The 17,686-nt window shown below is 69.8% G+C and carries 19 protein-coding genes and 1 pseudogene; 17 read left to right on the forward strand and 3 right to left on the reverse strand.

Annotated features, from left to right (window positions below; genetic code table 11):
* Positions 1-131: 131 nt before the first annotated feature.
* Positions 132-551: an aspartate 1-decarboxylase gene (gene panD, locus BEK98_RS44510; protein ID WP_094222546.1), complete on the reverse strand. Its 420-nt coding sequence runs from the start codon at positions 549-551 to the stop codon at positions 132-134.
* Positions 552-828: 277 nt separating this feature from the next.
* On the opposite strand from panD, the pseudogene BEK98_RS44515 reads away from it, so the two are divergent.
* Positions 829-1,298 (forward strand): annotated as a pseudogene (locus BEK98_RS44515) (flavin reductase family protein).
* Between the two features lie 21 nt (positions 1,299-1,319).
* Positions 1,320-1,733, forward strand: a complete 414-nt coding sequence (locus BEK98_RS44520; protein WP_094222547.1) for a cytidine deaminase family protein — start codon at positions 1,320-1,322, stop codon at positions 1,731-1,733.
* 25 nt (positions 1,734-1,758) lie between these two features.
* On the opposite strand, the gene BEK98_RS44525 is transcribed toward BEK98_RS44520, so the two are convergent.
* Positions 1,759-2,535 (reverse strand): cache domain-containing protein, encoded by a 777-nt coding sequence (locus BEK98_RS44525; protein WP_094222548.1) that lies wholly within the window; start codon positions 2,533-2,535, stop codon positions 1,759-1,761.
* Between the two features lie 37 nt (positions 2,536-2,572).
* Positions 2,573-3,334 (reverse strand): FadR/GntR family transcriptional regulator, encoded by a 762-nt coding sequence (locus BEK98_RS44530; protein ID WP_244202252.1) that lies wholly within the window; start codon positions 3,332-3,334, stop codon positions 2,573-2,575.
* Positions 3,335-3,444: 110 nt separating this feature from the next.
* Here BEK98_RS44530 and BEK98_RS44535 point away from each other — a divergent pair, with 110 nt between their 5' ends.
* From BEK98_RS44535 to BEK98_RS44605, 15 genes are all read left to right on the forward strand, one after another.
* The gene (locus tag BEK98_RS44535) at positions 3,445-4,476 is read left to right on the forward strand and encodes an ABC transporter ATP-binding protein (protein WP_094222549.1); all 1,032 of its coding nucleotides are present in this window, start codon (positions 3,445-3,447) and stop codon (positions 4,474-4,476) included.
* A 58-nt stretch (positions 4,477-4,534) separates the two neighbouring features.
* Positions 4,535-5,728: an ABC transporter substrate-binding protein gene (locus BEK98_RS44540; RefSeq protein ID WP_094222573.1), complete on the forward strand. Its 1,194-nt coding sequence runs from the start codon at positions 4,535-4,537 to the stop codon at positions 5,726-5,728.
* 3 nt (positions 5,729-5,731) lie between these two features.
* Positions 5,732-6,625 (forward strand): ABC transporter permease, encoded by an 894-nt coding sequence (locus BEK98_RS44545; protein ID WP_094222550.1) that lies wholly within the window; start codon positions 5,732-5,734, stop codon positions 6,623-6,625.
* A 12-nt stretch (positions 6,626-6,637) separates the two neighbouring features.
* A complete protein-coding gene (locus BEK98_RS44550; protein ID WP_094222551.1) occupies positions 6,638-7,453 on the forward strand; it encodes an ABC transporter permease in 816 nt (271 codons plus the stop codon).
* Between the two features lie 148 nt (positions 7,454-7,601).
* On the forward strand, positions 7,602-8,981 hold the full coding sequence (locus tag BEK98_RS44555; RefSeq protein ID WP_244202253.1) for an FG-GAP-like repeat-containing protein: 1,380 nt from the start codon (positions 7,602-7,604) through the stop codon (positions 8,979-8,981).
* Positions 8,982-9,049: 68 nt separating this feature from the next.
* Positions 9,050-9,898, forward strand: coding sequence for a DMT family transporter (locus BEK98_RS44560; protein ID WP_094222553.1), 849 nt, complete (start codon positions 9,050-9,052; stop codon positions 9,896-9,898).
* Between the two features lie 326 nt (positions 9,899-10,224).
* Positions 10,225-11,406, forward strand: a complete 1,182-nt coding sequence (locus BEK98_RS44565; RefSeq protein ID WP_094222554.1) for a sensor histidine kinase — start codon at positions 10,225-10,227, stop codon at positions 11,404-11,406.
* Complete coding sequence (locus BEK98_RS44570) at positions 11,403-12,245, forward strand: roadblock/LC7 domain-containing protein (RefSeq protein WP_244202254.1); 843 nt, start codon at positions 11,403-11,405, stop codon at positions 12,243-12,245. Before BEK98_RS44565 ends, BEK98_RS44570 begins: the two co-directional genes overlap by 4 nt.
* A complete protein-coding gene (locus BEK98_RS44575) occupies positions 12,242-12,625 on the forward strand; it encodes a DUF742 domain-containing protein (RefSeq protein ID WP_094222555.1) in 384 nt (127 codons plus the stop codon). The genes BEK98_RS44570 and BEK98_RS44575 overlap by 4 nt, the downstream gene beginning before the upstream one ends.
* A gap of 3 nt (positions 12,626-12,628) precedes the next feature.
* The gene (locus BEK98_RS44580; RefSeq protein WP_094222556.1) at positions 12,629-13,189 is read left to right on the forward strand and encodes a GTP-binding protein; all 561 of its coding nucleotides are present in this window, start codon (positions 12,629-12,631) and stop codon (positions 13,187-13,189) included.
* Positions 13,190-13,202: 13 nt separating this feature from the next.
* Entirely contained in the window at positions 13,203-14,564 is a 1,362-nt protein-coding gene (locus tag BEK98_RS44585) for a cytochrome P450 family protein (RefSeq protein WP_094222557.1), read from the forward strand.
* 96 nt (positions 14,565-14,660) lie between these two features.
* Positions 14,661-15,908 (forward strand): cytochrome P450, encoded by a 1,248-nt coding sequence (locus BEK98_RS44590; RefSeq protein WP_094222558.1) that lies wholly within the window; start codon positions 14,661-14,663, stop codon positions 15,906-15,908.
* Positions 15,905-16,702 carry an enoyl-CoA hydratase/isomerase family protein gene (locus BEK98_RS44595; protein ID WP_094222559.1) on the forward strand — a complete coding sequence of 266 codons (798 nt, stop codon included), beginning with the start codon at positions 15,905-15,907 and terminating at the stop codon, positions 16,700-16,702. The genes BEK98_RS44590 and BEK98_RS44595 overlap by 4 nt, the downstream gene beginning before the upstream one ends.
* A 93-nt stretch (positions 16,703-16,795) precedes the next feature.
* Positions 16,796-17,194, forward strand: coding sequence for a nuclear transport factor 2 family protein (locus BEK98_RS44600; RefSeq protein ID WP_094222560.1), 399 nt, complete (start codon positions 16,796-16,798; stop codon positions 17,192-17,194).
* Positions 17,191-17,598 carry a hypothetical protein gene (locus BEK98_RS44605; RefSeq protein WP_094222561.1) on the forward strand — a complete coding sequence of 136 codons (408 nt, stop codon included), beginning with the start codon at positions 17,191-17,193 and terminating at the stop codon, positions 17,596-17,598. The genes BEK98_RS44600 and BEK98_RS44605 overlap by 4 nt, the downstream gene beginning before the upstream one ends.
* Positions 17,599-17,686 lie beyond the last annotated feature (88 nt).

Raw genomic sequence — 17,686 nt, forward strand, 5'->3', positions numbered from 1 at the left:
TCGTGGAGGTCTGTGCGGATGCGGAGAGGGTGGGGGTCACGTCGTTCCCGTTCGGAAAAGGGGGTGGGGGTGGGGGTACGTGCGGGGGGCGGGGCCCCGGGGCTCGGCTCGGCCCCGGGGCCCCGTCCGGGTCAGGCTCCGGCGACCTGGTCTCCGCGGATCAGGCCGCTGCCCGGCGGGACCTCGGCCGGGTCGCCGCCGAATCCGGTGATCCTGTTCTTGCCGTCGACGAAGACGACCTTCGGCTCGAACTCCTCGGCCTCCTCGGCGGTGACAGAGGCGTACGACACGATCAGCACGAGGTCGCCGACCTGTGCCTGGCGGGCCGAGGGGCCGTTGACGCCGATGACGCCCGACCCTCGGGGTCCTTCGATGACGTAGGTCGACAGGCGTGCGCCGTTGGTGACGTTGACCAGGTCGACCTTCTCGTGACGGCGGATGCCCGCCGCTTCCATCAGGTCGGCGTCGATCGTGATCGAGCCGACGTAGTTGAGGTGGGACTGGGTGACGGTGGCACGGTGGATCTTGGCTTTGAGTGTCTCGAAACGCACGGTGGCCCTTCGCGATTGCGTCCGGTCAGTCGATGATCTCGGTGTCGCGACGGAAGGGAGCGTGGCATGCGCCGAGGGTGGGGACAACCCCCGTCTGATCAACGAAATCCGAAGTAAAGAACGGGGTTTGACCTTGTGATCGCATCCTCAGGACCGTGATCACCGCCGACCGCGAGCCTGCCCATTTCGTGGCCCTGCCCCTGCGGAGCGTCGCACCTTTGCTGGCTCTTTGCAGAACGTATCTGTGGCTTCCGGTGGCGCCGCATAGCCTTCTGCCATGCGTGTCGACTACTCGCCTCAGTACCTGGACCCGAGGGCGTTCTACCAGCTGCTCACCGCCGTGGTCGTACCCCGGCCGATCGCGAGTTCGTCGTCAACTTCGCTCCCGAGCCGCTCTTCGCGCAGATCAACGCGACCGCGACCGACTTTCCCAGGGACGAGGGCGAGTTCGACGCGGTCGGCATCCCACGCGAACCGTCACTGCGGGTGAAGCCGCCGCGCGTGCCGGCCTCTCCGGTCGCGCTCGAGTGCACGCTGCACTCGACGCTGAGGCTCGGCAACTCGACGGTGGTGTTCGGCCAGGTCGTGCACGCGGCCGTCAGCGAGGACGTCCTGGTGGACGGCAGCCCGGACATCGGACTGCTGCGGCCCCTGGCCCGGTTGGGCGGGAACGAGTGGAGCACGGTCGGGGAGGTGCGCGAGGCGGCGCGGATACCGTACCGGGGGCGGCCGACCGACGGCGCCTGACACCTCACGAAGGCAGAGACGATGACCACCCGGACCCACGACGTCGACCACGAACTCATCGAGGCCGCGGCCCACGTCGCTCGCACTCGCTGCCGGGGCGACAACCACACCATGGCGGCCGCGGCCCGCGCCCAGGACGGCCGGATCGTCACCGCGGTGAACGCCTACCACTTCACCGGAGGGCCCTGCGCCGAGCTGGTGCTCATCGGTGCGGCAGCCGCCCAGGGCGTCTACGCACTGGACACCGTCGTCGCCGTGGGCGACCGCGACCGGGGGGTGGTTCCTCCGTGCGGCCGGTGCCGCCAGGTGCTCCTCGACTACTTCCCCGCCCTCAAGGTCATCGTCGGCGCAGGCGACCGCGTCCGAACCGTCCTCATCACCGACTTGCTGCCCGAGAGCTACGTCTGGGCCGACCACCAGCTCGACGCCGAGTGAGCGCCGGACGTTGCCTGTTGCGGACCTAGGCCAGCACGAGGACGAGCGGGATGCGGTGGCAGGGCACCAGGCGCAGGCCCGCGTGCTCGGCGGGCGTGCCTTCGGTGAGGAGTTCGCCGAAGTCGGGGCCCTTGGTGAGGGAGCCGGCCAGGTGGGCGGGGTCGGCGGAGGCGGCGACCCGGCCGCGGGCGTTCACCAGGTGGGCGGGCCGGGGAAGCCGTCGCAGCAGCGGGAGTACGGCCGCTTCGAAGTGCCGTAGGTACACGTCGGCCGCGGCGACCCCGGCGAAGCGCCCTTCGGTCTCGACCGGTGCGGACAGGGTGAGGCTGTACTCGTCGGAGCAGAGGTAGTCGACGTACGGCCCGGCCACGGCGCGGCGCCCGGTGTCGCGGGGCAGGGCGAACCAGTCCCAGTGCGTGTAGTCGGAGTACGCCGAGTGCCCGGGGTCGAGGTCGAGCAGCAGGGGTCGTACGTCGCCGTCGGCGCCCGTCTGCCACCACTCCAGCCAGGCCGGTACGTCGGTGAGCAGGCCGGGGGCGGCCACGAAGCCGACGCCGGAGACCAGTTCCTGGCGGGTCAGCCGCTGGTGCAGTCCGGGGCGGAGGGCGGCGAGGTCCGCGCTCGCGGGGCGCCGGCCCTGCGCTGCCGTCTTGGCGAGCAGGGCCGCCGTGTCGTGCCGGGTGGCGGCGACGGTCTCGAACACCGCCTCCAGCGCGCCGCCCACCTGCGAGGCCACCCACGCCTCGGCGTCCGTGTCGAGCGTCGCGGCAGCCGAGTGGACCTGCCCGGGGCTCCAGCCCATGGTGTCCTCCAGCGGACGGGAACCGGACGCGGCGCGTTCAGAGGGTGAGGCGTACGGCGACGAGCCGCGCCGTCGACTCCCTGACGCACCGCTCGGCCAGTGTGCCGGCCGATTCGTGGGCCCCATCTTGCACGGCCGAGATCACGGAGCGGTGACGGTCCGCCACTTCTTCACGATATTCGCCGCTCCCGAGGACCAGGCACAGCAGCGCGCCCACCTCGCTCTGCAGCGCGACCTGTTCCCGGGTGAGCCGGGCGGACTGGGCGGCCGCCGCGAGTTCCACGTGGAAGCGGCCGTACAGGCGGCTGCGCGTCGCCGTCTCCTCCGCGTGGGCCAGTTCCTCCGCCGTACGACGCAGGGGGTGGAGGTCCTCGGGTTCCGTGCGCTGTGCGGCGAGGCGGGCGGCGGCGCCGGACAGGGCGGCCCAGTGGTCGCCCAGGTCGCGCAGTTCCTCGGTGCTCCAGCCGCGCAGCCGGACCCTGAGCCGGTCGTCGGCGGGGACCTCGGGCAGCGACACGAAGCTGCCGCCGCCGCGGCCCCTGCGGGTGGTGACCAGGCCCTGCTGCCGGAGCGCCATCAGCGCCTCACGCAGGGTCACCGTCGACACACCGAGCTGTGCGGCCAGTTCGCTCTCGCCGGGAAGCTGCTCGCCGTCGGCGAGGAGCCCCAGTTCTATGGCATCGCCGATGCGGCGGACGACCGTGTCCACGCGGGCCCGGTTGTCCACCGGGCTGAAGACGACCCGGCGGGCGCCGCCGCCCGTTCCCCGGGCACCGCCGCCGATCTCGTGTTGTCTCACGGTCACCACCTCGTGCGTTGACTCAAGCTTTACCCTAAGGGGACCTTGAGCTTAGAACTATGACTTCATATGTTTGCGGTCAACGTAGAGCGCGCCAGAAAGGTTCCCGCATGGAGGGAATTGCGATCCGGCTGCAGGACCTGCGGAAGTCGTTCGGGGAGACGACCGCCGTGGCCGGTGTGGACCTGGAGATCCGGGACGGGGAGTTCTTCTCGATGCTCGGCCCCTCCGGCTCGGGGAAGACCACGGTCCTCAGGCTCATCGCCGGGTTCGAGACGCCCACCGCGGGCCGGATCGAACTCGCCGGACAGGAGGTCACCGGCCTCGCCCCGTTCGAGCGGGACGTGCACACCGTCTTCCAGGACTACGCCCTGTTCCCGCACATGACGGTCGAGCAGAACGTCGCCTACGGGCTCAAGGTCCGCAGGGTGCCGAAGCCCGAACGTCTCGTCCGCGCCCGCAAGGCGCTCGCCGAGGTCCGCCTGGAGGGCTACGGCCAGCGGCGCCCCGCGCAGCTCTCCGGCGGGCAGCGCCAGCGCGTCGCCCTCGCCCGCGCCCTGGTCGGCCGCCCCCGGGTCCTGCTGCTCGACGAGCCCCTCGGCGCTCTCGACCTGAAGCTGCGCGAGCAGATGCAGGTCGAACTCAAGGCGCTCCAGCGGGAGGTGGGGATCACCTTCGTCTTCGTCACCCACGACCAGGAGGAGGCCCTGACGATGAGCGACCGCATCGCCGTCTTCGACCAGGGCCGTATCGCCCAGGTCGGCACACCCGCCGAGATATACGAGCGCCCCGCGACCCCGTTCGTCGCGTCCTTCGTCGGCACCTCGAACCTGCTCGACGGCGAGGCGGCCCACCGGATCGTCGGCACGCCCGGCACGTACAACATCCGCCCGGAGAAGATCCGTGTCCTGAAGGAGTCCGCCGAGGCGGACGAGCCCGGGCACGCGACCGTCACCGGCACGGTCGCCGAGGTCGTCTACCTCGGCGACGCCACCCGCTTCCTCATCGATCTCGACGGCGGCGGCAGGCTCACCGCTCTCCAGCAGAACCTGGAGACCTCCTCCGAGGACGTCGCCGCCTACCGCGGCGCCCGGGTGCGTCTCCAGTGGCACCGCAGACACGCCGTCCGGATCCCCTCCTGACCCCCCACTCCCCCGAACCCCCGCTCCGCGCAAGGCTCCCTCACTCTTGGAGATCGTCGTGCGTCTCACCCGAACCCTCGTGGCCACGGCCGGCACCGCGGCACTGCTGCTCACCGCCGCCTGTGGCTCCTCCGGCAACGGCTCCTCGGCCACCGGCCTCAATCCGCCCGACCTCAAGGCCCCGACGAAGCTCGGCAAGACCGAGGGCCAGGTCAACCTGATCGCCTGGGCGGGCTATGTCGAGAACGGTTCCAACGACCCCAAGGTGGACTGGGTCAGCGACTTCCAGAAGCAGACCGGCTGCCAGGTCCACTCCAAGGTCGCCGCCAGCTCCGACGAGATGGTCAAGCTGATGAAGACCGGGGAGTACGACGCCGTCTCCGCCTCCGGAGACGCCTCCCTGCGGCTGATCGCCTCCGGTGACGCGGCCCCGGTCAACACCGACCTCGTCCCCAACTACAAGGACGTCTTCAGCGGACTGAAGAACGGCTCCTGGAACTCGGTGAAGGGCCAGATGTACGGCATCCCGCACGGCCGGGGCGCCAACCTGCTGATGTACAATACCGAGAAGGTGAGCCCGGCGCCCACCTCCTGGTCGGCGGTGTTCGACGACGCCCCGAAGTACAAGGGGCACGTCACCGCGTACGACTCGCCGATCTACATCGCGGACGCGGCGCTGTATCTCAAGTCCACCCGGCCCGACCTGAAGATCAAGAACCCGTACGCGCTCGACCAGAAGCAGTTCGACGCCGCCGTGGCGCTGCTGAAGAAGCAGAACGCGGACATCGGCGAGTACTGGAGCGACTACCTCAAGGAGATCTCCGCCTTCAAGAGCGGGGACTCGGTCGTCGGGACCACCTGGCAGGTCATCGCCAGCCTGACCGCCGGTGAGGGTGCCAAGGTCAAGGCGTTCGTCCCGAAGGAGGGTTCAACCGGCTGGTCCGACACCTGGATGGTCTCCGCCAAGGCCAAGCACCCCAACTGCGCCTACAAGTGGCTCGACTGGATCGTCTCCCCCAAGGTCAACGCCCAGGTCGCCGAGTACTTCGGCGAGGCCCCGGCCAACTCCAAGGCCTGCGCCGAGACCAGCGACAAGAACTTCTGCACGACCTACCACGCCGCCGACGAGGGCTACTGGAAGAACATCGCCTTCTGGAACACGCCCATCGAGCAGTGCCTCGACGGCCGCACGGACGTCACGTGCGTGCCGTACGCGAAGTGGGTGCAGGCCTGGACCGAGATCAAGGGCTGAGCCGTGACGAGTGAAGTGACGCCCGCCGCCGGACGGGGAACCGTCCGGCGGCTCGCCGGGACGCTGCACCGCAGACCCCGGCTCCGCCTGGCCCTGCTGCTCACCGCGCCACTGCTGTGGCTGACCGTCCTCTACCTGGGCTCGCTGACGGTCCTGTTCGTCTCCGCGTTCTGGACGACCAACTCCTTCACCTCCCAGGTGGTGAAGGTCTGGTCGACGGACAACTTCCACGCCCTGTTCACGACCCCGGTCTTCCGCCAGGTGATCCTGCGCAGCGTCGGCGTGGCGCTCGCGGTGACCGTGCTGTGCGCCGTGATCGCCTTCCCGGTCGCCTTCTACACCGCGCGGGTGGCCCGTCCGAAGTGGCGCCCGCTGCTGGTCGTGGCGATCCTCACCCCGCTGTGGGCGAGCTACCTGGTGAAGGTGTACGCCTGGCGGCTGATCCTCTCCGAGGGCGGCCTCGCCGACTGGATACTCAAACCGCTCGGCCTGAGCGGCCCTGGCTTCGGCCTGCCCGCCACCGTGCTCACCCTGACGTACCTGTGGCTGCCGTACATGATCCTGCCGATCCACACGGCCCTCGAACAGCTCCCGGCCAACCTGCTCGACGCCTCCGCGGACCTCGGTGCGAAGGCCGGCCGCACCTTCCGTTCGGTGGTGCTGCCCATGGTGCTGCCGTCCGTGGCCGCCGGCTCCGTGTTCACCTTCTCGCTCAGCCTCGGCGACTACATCACCGTGCAGATCGTCGGCGGCAAGACCCAGCTGGTCGGCAACCTCGTGTACTCCAACATCGAACTCAACCTGCCCATGGCGGCCGCGCTCGGCACCGTCCCCGTGCTCGTGATCGTGCTGTACCTGCTGGCGATCCGCCGCACGGGCGCCCTGACCAGCCTGTAGGAGAAGAGCGCCATGCATCTCAGCCGCACCGCGCGCATCGCCCTGCGCGCAGGCGCCGCACTCGGCTTCGCGGTGATCTACGTCCCGCTGCTGCTCGTCCTCGTCAACTCCCTGAACCCGGACCGCAGCGCGAGCTGGCCGCCGCCGGGGTTCACCCTGCGCTGGTGGTCCGTCGCCCTCGACAACACCGGTGCGCGCGAGGCGCTGTGGGTGTCCGTGAAGGCGGGCCTGGGCGCCACCGCGATCGCGCTGGTCCTCGGCACGCTGATCGCGTTCGCGGTGACCCGGCACCGGTTCTTCGGCCGCGACACGGTGTCGTTCATCGTGGTCCTGCCGATCGCGCTGCCCGGCATCGTCACGGGCATCGCGCTCAACTCGGCCTTCGGCACGGTCCTCGCGCCGCTCGGTGTGGGCCTCGGGCTGTTCACCGTGATCGTCGGCCACGCCACCTTCTGCATCGTGGTGGTCTTCAACAACGTGGTGGCCCGGCTGCGCCGTACGGCCTCCTCGTACGAGGAGGCGGCGATGGACCTGGGTGCGACCACCTTCCGCGCCTTCGCGGACGTCACCTTCCCGCTGGTCCGCTCCGCGCTGCTGGCCGGCGCCCTGCTGGCCTTCGCCCTGTCCTTCGACGAGATCGTCGTCACGACCTTCACCGCCGGGCCCGGCATCGAGACCCTGCCCATCTGGATCTTCGACAACATGACCCGGCCCCAGCAGGCGCCCGTGGTGAACGTCGTGGCCGCCGTCCTCGTCCTGCTGTCGGTCGTCCCGATCTATGTCGCCCAGCGGCTGTCCTCGGACACGGCGACGTCGAGCCGGGTGTGAGGAGAGGCGGACCCGCACCACAGCGACACCGAGAGTTCACCCAAGACCCCGGCAACCCCTGCCACTTGCCGGGAGTCTCCCGATCGCCACAGCGCCCCGAACGCGTGAACGACCGCGTTCGGGGCGCTCATTCGACCTTGGAGACCCCTTGCGCAAGCGCCCCACGCTCCTGGCCGCGGCCCTGCTCGCCTGCGGCCTGCCGCCGGTCGCCCTGGCCTCACCGGCCGCGGCGGCCCCCGCGAAGTACGCGGACGACTTCAACGGCGACGGCTACCGCGACTACGCCGCCTTCTCCCACGGCCCCGACTCCCGCAGCAAGGGCGGCGGGGTCCTGGTGACCTTCGGGACCGCTGACGGGCCCGGCACGAAGACCCAGTTCATCGACCAGTCGAGCCCGGGCGTCCCCGGTACCGACGAGACGGACGACGACTTCGGCACGGTGCGAACCGCGGCCGACTTCAACGGCGACGGCTACGGCGACCTGGCGGTGTCCGCGCCCCACGAGGACAACGGCAGCCACAAGGACGAGGGTGCGGTCACCATCCTGTGGGGCTCGCGCACGGGCCTGTCCGGCGGCACCGCCGTGCCGAACAAGGGGTCCCGGGGGTCGTACGACGACATGGGCAACGACCTGGCCACCGGCGACTTCAACGGCGACGGCAAGCAGGACCTGGCCGTCGTCGACGACGGCCGGACCTACGTCTACCGCGGCCCGATCGACCGCTCCGGCGTCCACGGCTCGGTCTCGCTCCTGGACAAGAACGCCGACTTCTACGCCACCGCCCTGATCTCCGGCAAGGTCAACGGCGACGGCAAGACCGACCTCGTCGTCATCGGCGACGTCGTGAACCCCTCGTCCATCGGCTCGGACGCCTGGTTCGTCGCCGGCGGGAAGGCCCGGATGTACCCGGGAAAGACGCTGCACCTGGAGTCCGTGCGGGCCGGCGGGGGCGGCAGCGGCCGGGGCGGCGACGGAGTCATCAACGACTTCGACAAGGACGGCTACGGCGACATCGCCATCGGGACGTACAAGGCCGACCACTACAAGGGGCGCGTCTCCGTCTGGTACGGCTCGGCCTCCGGACCGGACAGGAGCGCCCGCTTCACCCAGGCCACGACGGGCATCGCGGACACCCCCGAGGCCGAGGACGCGTTCGGGGCGAGCATCTCGGCCGGTGACACCAACGGTGACGGCTACCGGGACCTGGCCATCGGCGTCTACGGCGAGAAGGAGCGCACCATCCCGTACGCGGGCGGCGTGGCGGTCCTGTACGGGTCCGCCTCGGGTCTGTCCGGCACAGGTTCGAAGTGGTTCACCCGCAGCAGCCCCGGCGTTCCGGGCTACCCGCAGGAGGACGACGCGTTCGGCGGCACGGTACGGCTGCGTGACGCCGACCGGGACGGCTATGCCGATCTGTACGTGACCGGCAACTACGGTTCCCTGCTGATGCTGGGTTCGCCGGCGGGCATCACCATCAGGGGGGCCACCACCGTCGACGGGGACATCATCCCGGGCATGCTGCAGTGAGGCCGAATCCGTAGGCTGAGAGTGCCCGAAGCTCCTTTGGGAGGTGTGCCCGCAGGCGGGAGACGGTCGTGATCGAACTGGCCGCGGCGTTCGCCGTCGCCGGAGCGGCGAGCAACGCCGTGGGCACGGCGTTCCAGCGCAAGGCCGCGTCCACGAGCCGTCGCGGCGGGGTGCGGCTCCTGGCGGAGCTGGTGCGCCGGCCCGCCTGGGTGCTCGGCATGGCCGGGGTCATCGGCGCCGCGCTGTTCCAGAGTCTGGCCCTCGTCAACGGCCCGCTCGCGCTGGTCCAGCCGCTCTTCATCCTGGAGCTTCCCTTCGCCCTGCTCGTCGCGGGGCCGCTGATGCACCGTCGGCTGCCCCGCTCGGGGTGGTGGGGTGTCGGCGGCGTCGTGACGGGCCTGGGCATCCTGCTCGCCGCGGCCGCCCCGCACGGTGCCACCTCCCAGGCGGCGCTCGTGCGCTGGATCCCGGCGCTCGGCCTGTGCCTCGGCGGGATGGCCGCCGCGGTCCTGCTGGCCGGCCGGGGGCGCCCGGCGGTGCGCCGTGCCGCGCTGCTGGCGGCCGCCTCCGCCACGGGCAACGCCCTGACGGCCGCGCTGCTGAAGTCGGCCACGGGGACCTTCGCCGACCATGGCTTCCTGGCGTTCCTGCGGTCCTGGCAGACGTACGGCTTCGCGGTGATGGGCGCGGTCTCCGTGCTCCTGCTGGAGAACGCGCTGCAGGCCGGTCCGCTGGCGGCGGCGCAGCCCGCGCTGACCATCGGGGACGCGATGGTCAGCCTGGCCCTGGGCATGACCCTGTTCGACGAACGCATCCGCACGGGCTGGTGGCTGGTGCCCGAGTTGTGCGGTGCCGTACTGATCGTCGCGGGTGTGGTGGTTCTGAGCCGGGCCGTCCAGCGCCTCATCGTCCGTTAAGTCCATGAAAGGGCAATCGGTCCTTCATGCTGCCGACATAAATGCCGCGCCCCTCACGTCTCCACCGCACTGCCGTTGACCGCCGTTCAATTAAAAGCCTCCGTGGCGAACCCGCAACGGTTACCGGTCGGCGACGCGTTGTGAAGGTTCCCCTATCTCAGTGATAGCATCCCCGCGTCTGCGACCTTGGTTCACTCGGCTCAGGCGCTGTTTTGAGATCGGGCCGGTTCTCAACACGACGGCGACGAGTCGTACCAAGCGGTTGTGCCACGGATTCCCCCGATCCGCGCGCCGACGACTGCAGGCTACATATAGGAAAGGTTTCCATGAATCGAGACGCACTCGTGTGGTGCCTGGTTGCGGCGACGGTGCTCGCCGTCGCCGCCGCCCTGGTGCTCAGTCGTCGCAACAAGGCCATAGCGGCGAAGAAGCAGCAGGCCGAGGCCGTGCTCACGCAGCGGCTGAGCGAGTCCGACCTGCAACTGACCGCTTTAAGAGCCGAGTTGCAGCGGCACCAGGATGAGCACGACAAGACCATCCAAGAAGCCGAAGAGGCGGCCGAGGAGAGCACCAAGGCTGTTCTCAAGGGTTCCGCGCGCTTTCTGCAGAGCCTTGCCGCGGAACAGCTGGCGCTTCTTGAGGAAATCCAGCGCAAGTACGGCGGCCATTCCGTCCTGGGCGATTTGCTGGAAGTAAGTCACGCCAATGCTCAGATGGCCCGCAAGGCACAGGGCATTGCGGTTATGTGTGGTGCTCCGCTGGGTCGCCGCAATAGGCCCGCGAGCGTTTATGACGTGGTGCGCAGCGCGCAGGGTCAGATTCGCAACTTCCGGCGCGTCGAAATCATGCAGCAGACCGGTTTTGCATTGAAGGCGTCCGCTGTTTCTCCGGTCGCGCTCGCCGTCGCCGAACTTCTCGACAACGCTGCCAGCTTTTCTCAGCAGGGCTCGCCGATCGAGATCACTTTCCAGCGGGTGCAGAAGAACCTGTGCATCGTCATCGACGACGCCGGTGTCGGTATGAGCGACGAGGACCGGCAGAAGGCCTCCGCGCTGCTCTCCGGTGACTTCCGGCCCCGTCTTTCCCATCTCGGAAACCAGCCCAAGTTCGGTTTCCCCGTCATCGGCCTGCTCGCGCAGCAGTACGGATTCCGGGTGGACGTGACCGGTGTCTCCCGCTACGGCGGTGTTCGAGCGGTCGTACTCCTGCCCGAGGAGCTGTGGACCGAGGAGGAGACGGCGCCGGCCGAGGACGCTCAGGTCAGCGGTATCCGCGGGGCCGTCGGCCGACCGGAGCCCGTGGCCCGTACCGCGCACGGCCTGCCCCGGCGTGGGGCCCGCCAGGTGCCCATCGCCAGTGTTCCCGACCGGGACGCCACGGAGTCGCCCGCCGCGGCGCCGGAGGACGCCGGCCGTGCCGCGGGCCGGAGCCTCGGAGCCTTCCAGCGCGGCACGCTCTCGGGCCGCAATCTCGCCTCGGCGCCGTCCGAAGGGTCCGATGACGCATGACCACAGACCTGTCGTGGATGCTCGAGGACATCGTGCACAACGTGCCGAAGGCACGTCACGCTGTCCTGCTGTCCGCGGACGGCCTTCCCCGGGGCGCGACCGACGGCATGGCCCAGAAGGACGTGCGGACGATCTCCGCCGCCATGGCGGGCATGCAGTCGCTCAGCCGCGCGACCTCCCACTTCGCCGGGCCGGGGGATGACAGGCAGTGGAACCAGACGATCATCGAGTTCTCGCACGGCTGGATCTTCCTGATCGGCGCCGGGCAGGGCGCCTACCTGGCGGCGGCCGCGGCGCCCGACGTCGACATGCAGCAGATCTCCTTCCGCATGCACCGGCTGGTCGCCCGGCTCGGCAACAACCTCACCTCACCGCCCCGGGTGACCTCGGACGGCGTCGACGGGCTCTCCGGCCGGGCCGGGGCACAGCACGAGGCGGGCGGCAAGGGGGTCCCGATCGCGGACCTCGACGAGGTGGTCGGTGAGGTGCAAGGCGCCCGCCACGCCGTCCTGTTGGGCTCCGACGGGCTGCCCCGCGGCGCCACCACGGGCATGAGCCAGGACCTGGCGGACACCATCTCCGCTGCGATGACGGGGATTCACGCCTACAGCCGGGCCACCTCACAGTTCGCCGGTGTGGGCCAGGAAGCGCAGTGGCGGCAGACGGTGATCGAGTTCCAGCACGGCTGGATCTTTCTGATCTCGGCCGGCCGTGGTGCGTTCCTCGCCGCGGCCGCCGAACACGACGCCGATATCGAGGAGTTCACCACCCGGCTGCATCAGGTGGTGCCCCGACTGAACGCATATTCGGCCCCACGCGGGGAGGCGAGCCGCACGTGAATGACGAGCCGGATCAGGAACTGGAGCTGACCTCCGCATTAGTCCCGCTCTTCGTGATCACGAACGGGCGTGCCCTGCCCCCGGACAATGCCTACGAGCGCACGACCCTGGTGTCCGCGCAAGAGGGTGCCACTGCTTCGGCTCGCACGCTTTCTCCGGAGGCGCGGCAGGTTCTGGAGCTGGTGACGGAGGGTTTTCTCTCCGTCGCCGAAGTGGCCGCCCACACGCACCTGCCGCTGGGGATCGTGCGGATTCTCCTGGCGCAGATGGAGGAGAGCGGTCTCATCATCGCGCGGAAGCCCGTGCCCCGCGCCGAACGTGTCGACCGAGAAGTGCTCAACGCCGTACTCGACGGCCTCAAAGCCCGATTCGGAGCGTGATTCGTGTACCTGGATTCAGGTGTCCTCACCGCGGTGAAGATCCTCGTGGTGGGGCACTTCGGGGTCGGGAAGACCACGTGCATCGGCAGCATCTCCGAGATCGAGCCCCTGCGGACCGAAGAGGAGATCACCGAAGCCAGCGTGGGTTTTGACGACCTGTCGGGGACCCCGGACAAGACCACCACGACCGTCGCCATGGACTTCGGCCGACTGACCATCAGCGACGAGGTGGTGCTCTACCTCTTCGGCACGCCCGGTCAGGAGCGCTTCAAGGAGATGTGGGAGGAGCTGTCCCGGGGGGCACTGGGCGCGCTCGTCCTCGTCGACCCGGAGCGGCTGTCGGAGTCCTTCCCGGTCCTGGACCTGGTCGAGCGGTTCGGCCTGACGTACGCCATCGGCGTCAACCACTTCGAAGGCACGACCGACTACCCGCTCACGGAGATCCGCGAGGCGCTGAACCTGTCCGACCGGACACCCGTCGTCTCCTGCGACGTACGGGACCAGCAGTCGTCGGCGCAGGCCCTCATCACCCTCGTCCACCACCTACTGACCCTTCTCAACTAGGAGTCACCCCCACATGCAGCAGCGTCCCGGCATACAAGGGCCACCCCCCGGCTGCCCTGCGCACGGCAACGTGCAGCTCTACGGCCCGCAGTTCGGCTCCGATCCCGATGCCCACTACGAACACCTGCGCAGCCTCGGACCGAGCGCGCCGGTCGACATCGCCCCGGGCGTGGAGGTCGAGCTGGTCACCAGCTACGACGCCGCCCTGTACATCCTGCAGAACCCCGCTTCGTTCGTCCGGGACTCACGGCGCTGGCGGGCGCTGAACGAGGGACGGGTCCCCGAGGACAGCCCGGCCCTGCCCATGATGGGGTACCGGCCCAACGCGCTGTTCAGCGACGGAGCGGCACACGCCCGCCTCCGTCAGGCCGTCACCGACTCGCTGGCCACCATCAACGAGATCCAGCTGGTGCGGCAGACCCAGCAGTCCGCGGACTACCTGGTCAGCCGGTTCAGCTCCGACCGGCTCGGGCAGGCCGAGCTGATGGCCGAGTACGCGCAGCCGCTGCCGCTGCTGGTCTTCAGCGACCTGTTCGGGTGCCCGCCCGAGATCGGCGACCGGGTGATCGTCGGCATCAGCGGCATCTTCGACGGTACGCCCGGTGCGGACCAGGTGCTGGGCGAAGCGCTCGGCGAGCTGATCGCGCTCAAGCGGCGGCGCCCCGGGCAGGATCTGACGACCCGTCTGATGGAGCATTCCGCACAGCTCACCGACGAGGAGGTGCTGCACCAGCTCGTGACGCTGCTCTCGGGCGGCACCGCGCCCCTGTCGGCGACGATCGGCACCAGCAGCGCGCTGATCCTCGGCGAGGACTGGCAGACCGGCCTGCCGGTCGAGGACGCGGTCGGCCAGGCCCTGTGGAACTACGCGCCGATCGCCAACTACGCGGCCCACTACCCCACCCACGACGTGGAGTTGGGGGGCCGGATGCTCCGCGCGAACGACCCGGTGGTGATCTCCTTCGCCGCCGCGAACACCGATCCCCGGCTGGCGGAGCACCGTGAACAGCTCAGCGCCAAGGCCCATCTGTCCTTCGGGGCCGGGCCGCACGCCTGCCCCGCCAAGGACCCGGCGTTCGTGATCGCCGTCACCGCCGTCGAGTCCCTCCTCAACCGGCTGCCGGACGTCGAAGTCCGGGTGCCGTTCAAGGACTTGAGCTGGGTGCCCGCTCCCTGGAGCCGCTCCCTGGTGGCCCTGCCGGTGCGGTTCACGCCCCGCGCCGTGGCGCCGACGCCCGCTCAGGCGGCGCAGCAGACGCCCACGCCCACCCCGCACCATGGCCCGAGCCTCACACCGCAGCCCGCGGTGTCGGCCGCGCCCAAGGCCAAACCGGGTCTCTTCAGCCGGTTCCTGGCATGGACCAGGGGAGAGTGACGTAGGCAACTCTCCACGGGAATAGTCATCTTGTATGTATCAGCCAACGGGGGGGTATGCATGGCGGCTGATACGTGAGAGCAAGAAGGGGACATCGTGGAGATTGCGATAACTCCGCCCACCGACAGACGATTTGCCGTCTCGCTGTTCTCCCGCTTAAGAACGGCGAAGGGCCAGGCCAATCCCTTTCCGATCTACGGAGAGCTTCGGTCGAGGGGCGGAGTCGTCGCAGCCCCCTGGGGCGGACACCTCGTCACGGCCTTCGACCTGTGCGACCAGGTCCTGCGCAGCCGCGACTGGCTGGAGCCGGACGCACGCTGGCGGGAGCAGCAGGGAGACGGCACGCGCTGGACAGCGCCGTCCTCGCGGGAGATGAGCCGGACACTGCCCGCCCTCAACCCTCCGGACCACACCTGGGTGCGCCGGTCGGCGGGCATGTTCGACCGCGCCTCCCTGGAGCAGCTGAGCGGGACGGTGGGCCACATCACGACCAGGCTCCTCGACTCGCTCGCCGAGCGGCTGCACGAGGGCGAGGCGGACTTCAACGCCCTGGTCGGCGAGGAGCTGCCCGTTGCCACCATCGGGCACTGGCTCGGGCTGCCGACCGCCGACTTCCCCCGGCTGCGGGATCTGACCCACGACCAGGTCTTCACCCAGGAGCTGCTGCCGTCGGCCAGCCAGCTGGCGAAGTCGGACGCGGCCACGGCGGAGCTGCGGACCTACTTCACGGACCTGGTGCGCGAGCGGCGGGCCCGTCCCGGTGACGACCCCGTCTCACGCTGGATCACGGTGTGGGACGACATGGAGAGCGACCGCGACAAGGCCGATGAAGCGGTCTACTACCTCGCGTTGTTCGTACTGCTGGCAGCGCTGGAGACCACGTCCACACTGCTGTCGACCATGACGCTCCTGCTGCTGGAGCACCCCCGGCAGTGGGACTGGCTCACCGTGCACCCCGAACTCGTGCCCGCCGCTGTTGAAGAATCGTTGCGCTACGACCCGCCCACGCACGTCATCAGCCGCGTCTCCTCCCGGGACGGCGTCCTCGGCGGAGTCGAGGTCCGCAAGGACGAGATGGTCCACCTCATGGTGGGCGCGGCCAACCGGGACCCGGCCAAGCACGAGGATCCCGAGCTGTTCAACCTCCACCGCAAGCCGGCGCACCTCGCCTTCAGCGGTGGCATCCACTACTGCCTCGGGGCTCCCCTGGCCCGTATGGAGGCACAGACCCTGCTCCACCAGCTGGTCCGGCGCTTCCCCCGCCTGACCCTCGTACGCAGGCCGTCGTGGGCACCCCGTGTGGCCTTCAGACGCCTGCTGAACCTGGACGTCGCCCTCTCATGACCGACATGATCAACACCTCCCCCCACTTCCCCTACAAGGCGCTGCACGTCGAACACGACGGGCCGGTCCTGAGGGCCCGCCTCAATCCCTCGGCACAGGACGGCACCCTGACCGTCGCCGCCCTCGACGACCTCGCCGCCCTGCTCCACAGCCTCCACGACCGGCCCGACATCCGGGTACTGATCCTCTCCGCCGCCGGCGAGGACTTCTGTCTCGGTGCCGACCGGTTCGAGTACCAGGCGGCGCTGGCCGAGGACCCGACCGGAGCCGCCATGCGCCGGATCGCCGACAAGGCCTACCGCGTGTGCGACGCGCTGGAGAACACGCACGCGGTCACCATCGCCAGACTCCACGGCAAGGTCGTCGGCGCCGGCCTCGCGCTCGCCTCCTTCTGCGACCTGCGCGCCGGAGCCGACAGCTGCCGGTTCCGCATGCCCGAGATCGGCCTCGGTCTGCCGCCCGCGTGGGGCGGCGCCATGGGCCGTCTGATCGTCGAGGGCGGAGCCGCCAGGATCCGCGAACTCATGCTCACCTGTGAGACCTTCGACGCGGTCACCGCCCACCGGCTGGGCCTCCTGCACAAGGTCGCCCCGCTCGAAGAACTGGACGCGGCCGTCGACGCCTGGGTACGCCCGCTCGTCCGGCGCTCCCCCGAAGCCCTCACCCTCACCAAGCGCATGTTCGCGGGCTACTCGCGGGCCAACCGCACGGCCGACGTCGCCCTGCTGGACGCGCATCTCCTCACCGCACAGCTCAACCAGGCCCGCCCCCAGCGCGTGGTCGAGCACTCCTAGGGAACCGACGCCCGGTCAACGGCGACTGGGCGACGCCCTGAACCCAACTGCGGGTGCCTTGGCGGACCTTCGGGTGCGTGGTAGCTTCACGCGGTGTCCAAGATCGAGATTGACGCGGTGACGGCCGAGTTCTTCGGCGCCTTCGACAACCGCGGCGGTAAGCCGGCCGACGTGGCACGCATCCGCCGGCTCGTGCTCCCTTCCGGCGTCATAGTCATGACCGGCCCGGACTTCACGGTCTACACCGTGGACGAGTTCATCGAACCTCGCCGGCAGTTGCTCTCCGACGGCCGGCTCACCGAGTTCTCCGAGTGGGAGACCTCCGAACGCACCGAGATCGCGGGCGACATCGCGTCCCGCGTGAGCGAGTACCGCAAGTCCGGGATCCTGAAGGGCGAGCCGTACGAGGGCGGCGGCACCAAGACCCTGCAGTTCGTGCGCACCCCGGAGGGTTGGCGCATCGCTGCCCTCGCCTGGTACGACCGCCCGTGAGGAACGAGCGTCGTCTTCGCCGCCTCGCCGTGGGTGAGACCGTCTGGTACTGGACCGTCCGGCAGCGCGTCGGGCCCACCCACGGCGACTGCCGCGTCACGCTCTCCTTCTTCACCGGTGGAACCGACAAGGGCGTCGGCCGCCGGCTCTCCCTGGTCTTCGCTCCCTGCGCCCTCGGGATCGTCTCGAACACGTACTTCGAGTCGGGCACCGTGGTGCGCCTGCCGGACCGCAGCCACCTCAACCTCTACGAGCCCGGGGCGGCACGCCGCCTCCTGGACGCCGCGGCACCCGCCCTCGATGCGCAGCCGGCGGTGCGGAACGTGGTGGTGGACGGCTGGCCGTACTTCGCCGAGGTCGTCGACCGCGCGGACCAGCCGGCCTGCGCCCACGGACCTGCGTGAGGCGGGTCGCGCCCGGGTGGCACGGCCCGCCTCCGGCCGGTGACGGATGGTTCTCGGACGGTCGGCGCGCCTTCGGTCAGTGCACCGT

Source organism: Streptomyces diastatochromogenes (assembly GCF_002242805.1).
GTDB lineage: Bacteria > Actinomycetota > Actinomycetes > Streptomycetales > Streptomycetaceae > Streptomyces > Streptomyces diastatochromogenes.

Bases quoted from the DNA above. Each gene is read 5' to 3' on its own strand.
- BEK98_RS44570 (WP_244202254.1), top strand. From the start codon at position 11,403: ATGACCACAGACCTGTCGTGGATGCTCGAGGACATCGTGCACAACGTG.
- BEK98_RS44550 (WP_094222551.1), top strand. From the start codon at position 6,638: ATGCATCTCAGCCGCACCGCGCGCATCGCCCTGCGCGCAGGCGCCGCA.
- BEK98_RS44525 (WP_094222548.1), bottom strand. From the start codon at position 2,535: ATGGGCTGGAGCCCCGGGCAGGTCCACTCGGCTGCCGCGACGCTCGAC.
- BEK98_RS44520 (WP_094222547.1), top strand. From the start codon at position 1,320: ATGACCACCCGGACCCACGACGTCGACCACGAACTCATCGAGGCCGCG.
- BEK98_RS44535 (WP_094222549.1), top strand. From the start codon at position 3,445: ATGGAGGGAATTGCGATCCGGCTGCAGGACCTGCGGAAGTCGTTCGGG.
- BEK98_RS44595 (WP_094222559.1), top strand. From the start codon at position 15,905: ATGACCGACATGATCAACACCTCCCCCCACTTCCCCTACAAGGCGCTG.
- BEK98_RS44565 (WP_094222554.1), top strand. From the start codon at position 10,225: ATGAATCGAGACGCACTCGTGTGGTGCCTGGTTGCGGCGACGGTGCTC.
- BEK98_RS44585 (WP_094222557.1), top strand. From the start codon at position 13,203: ATGCAGCAGCGTCCCGGCATACAAGGGCCACCCCCCGGCTGCCCTGCG.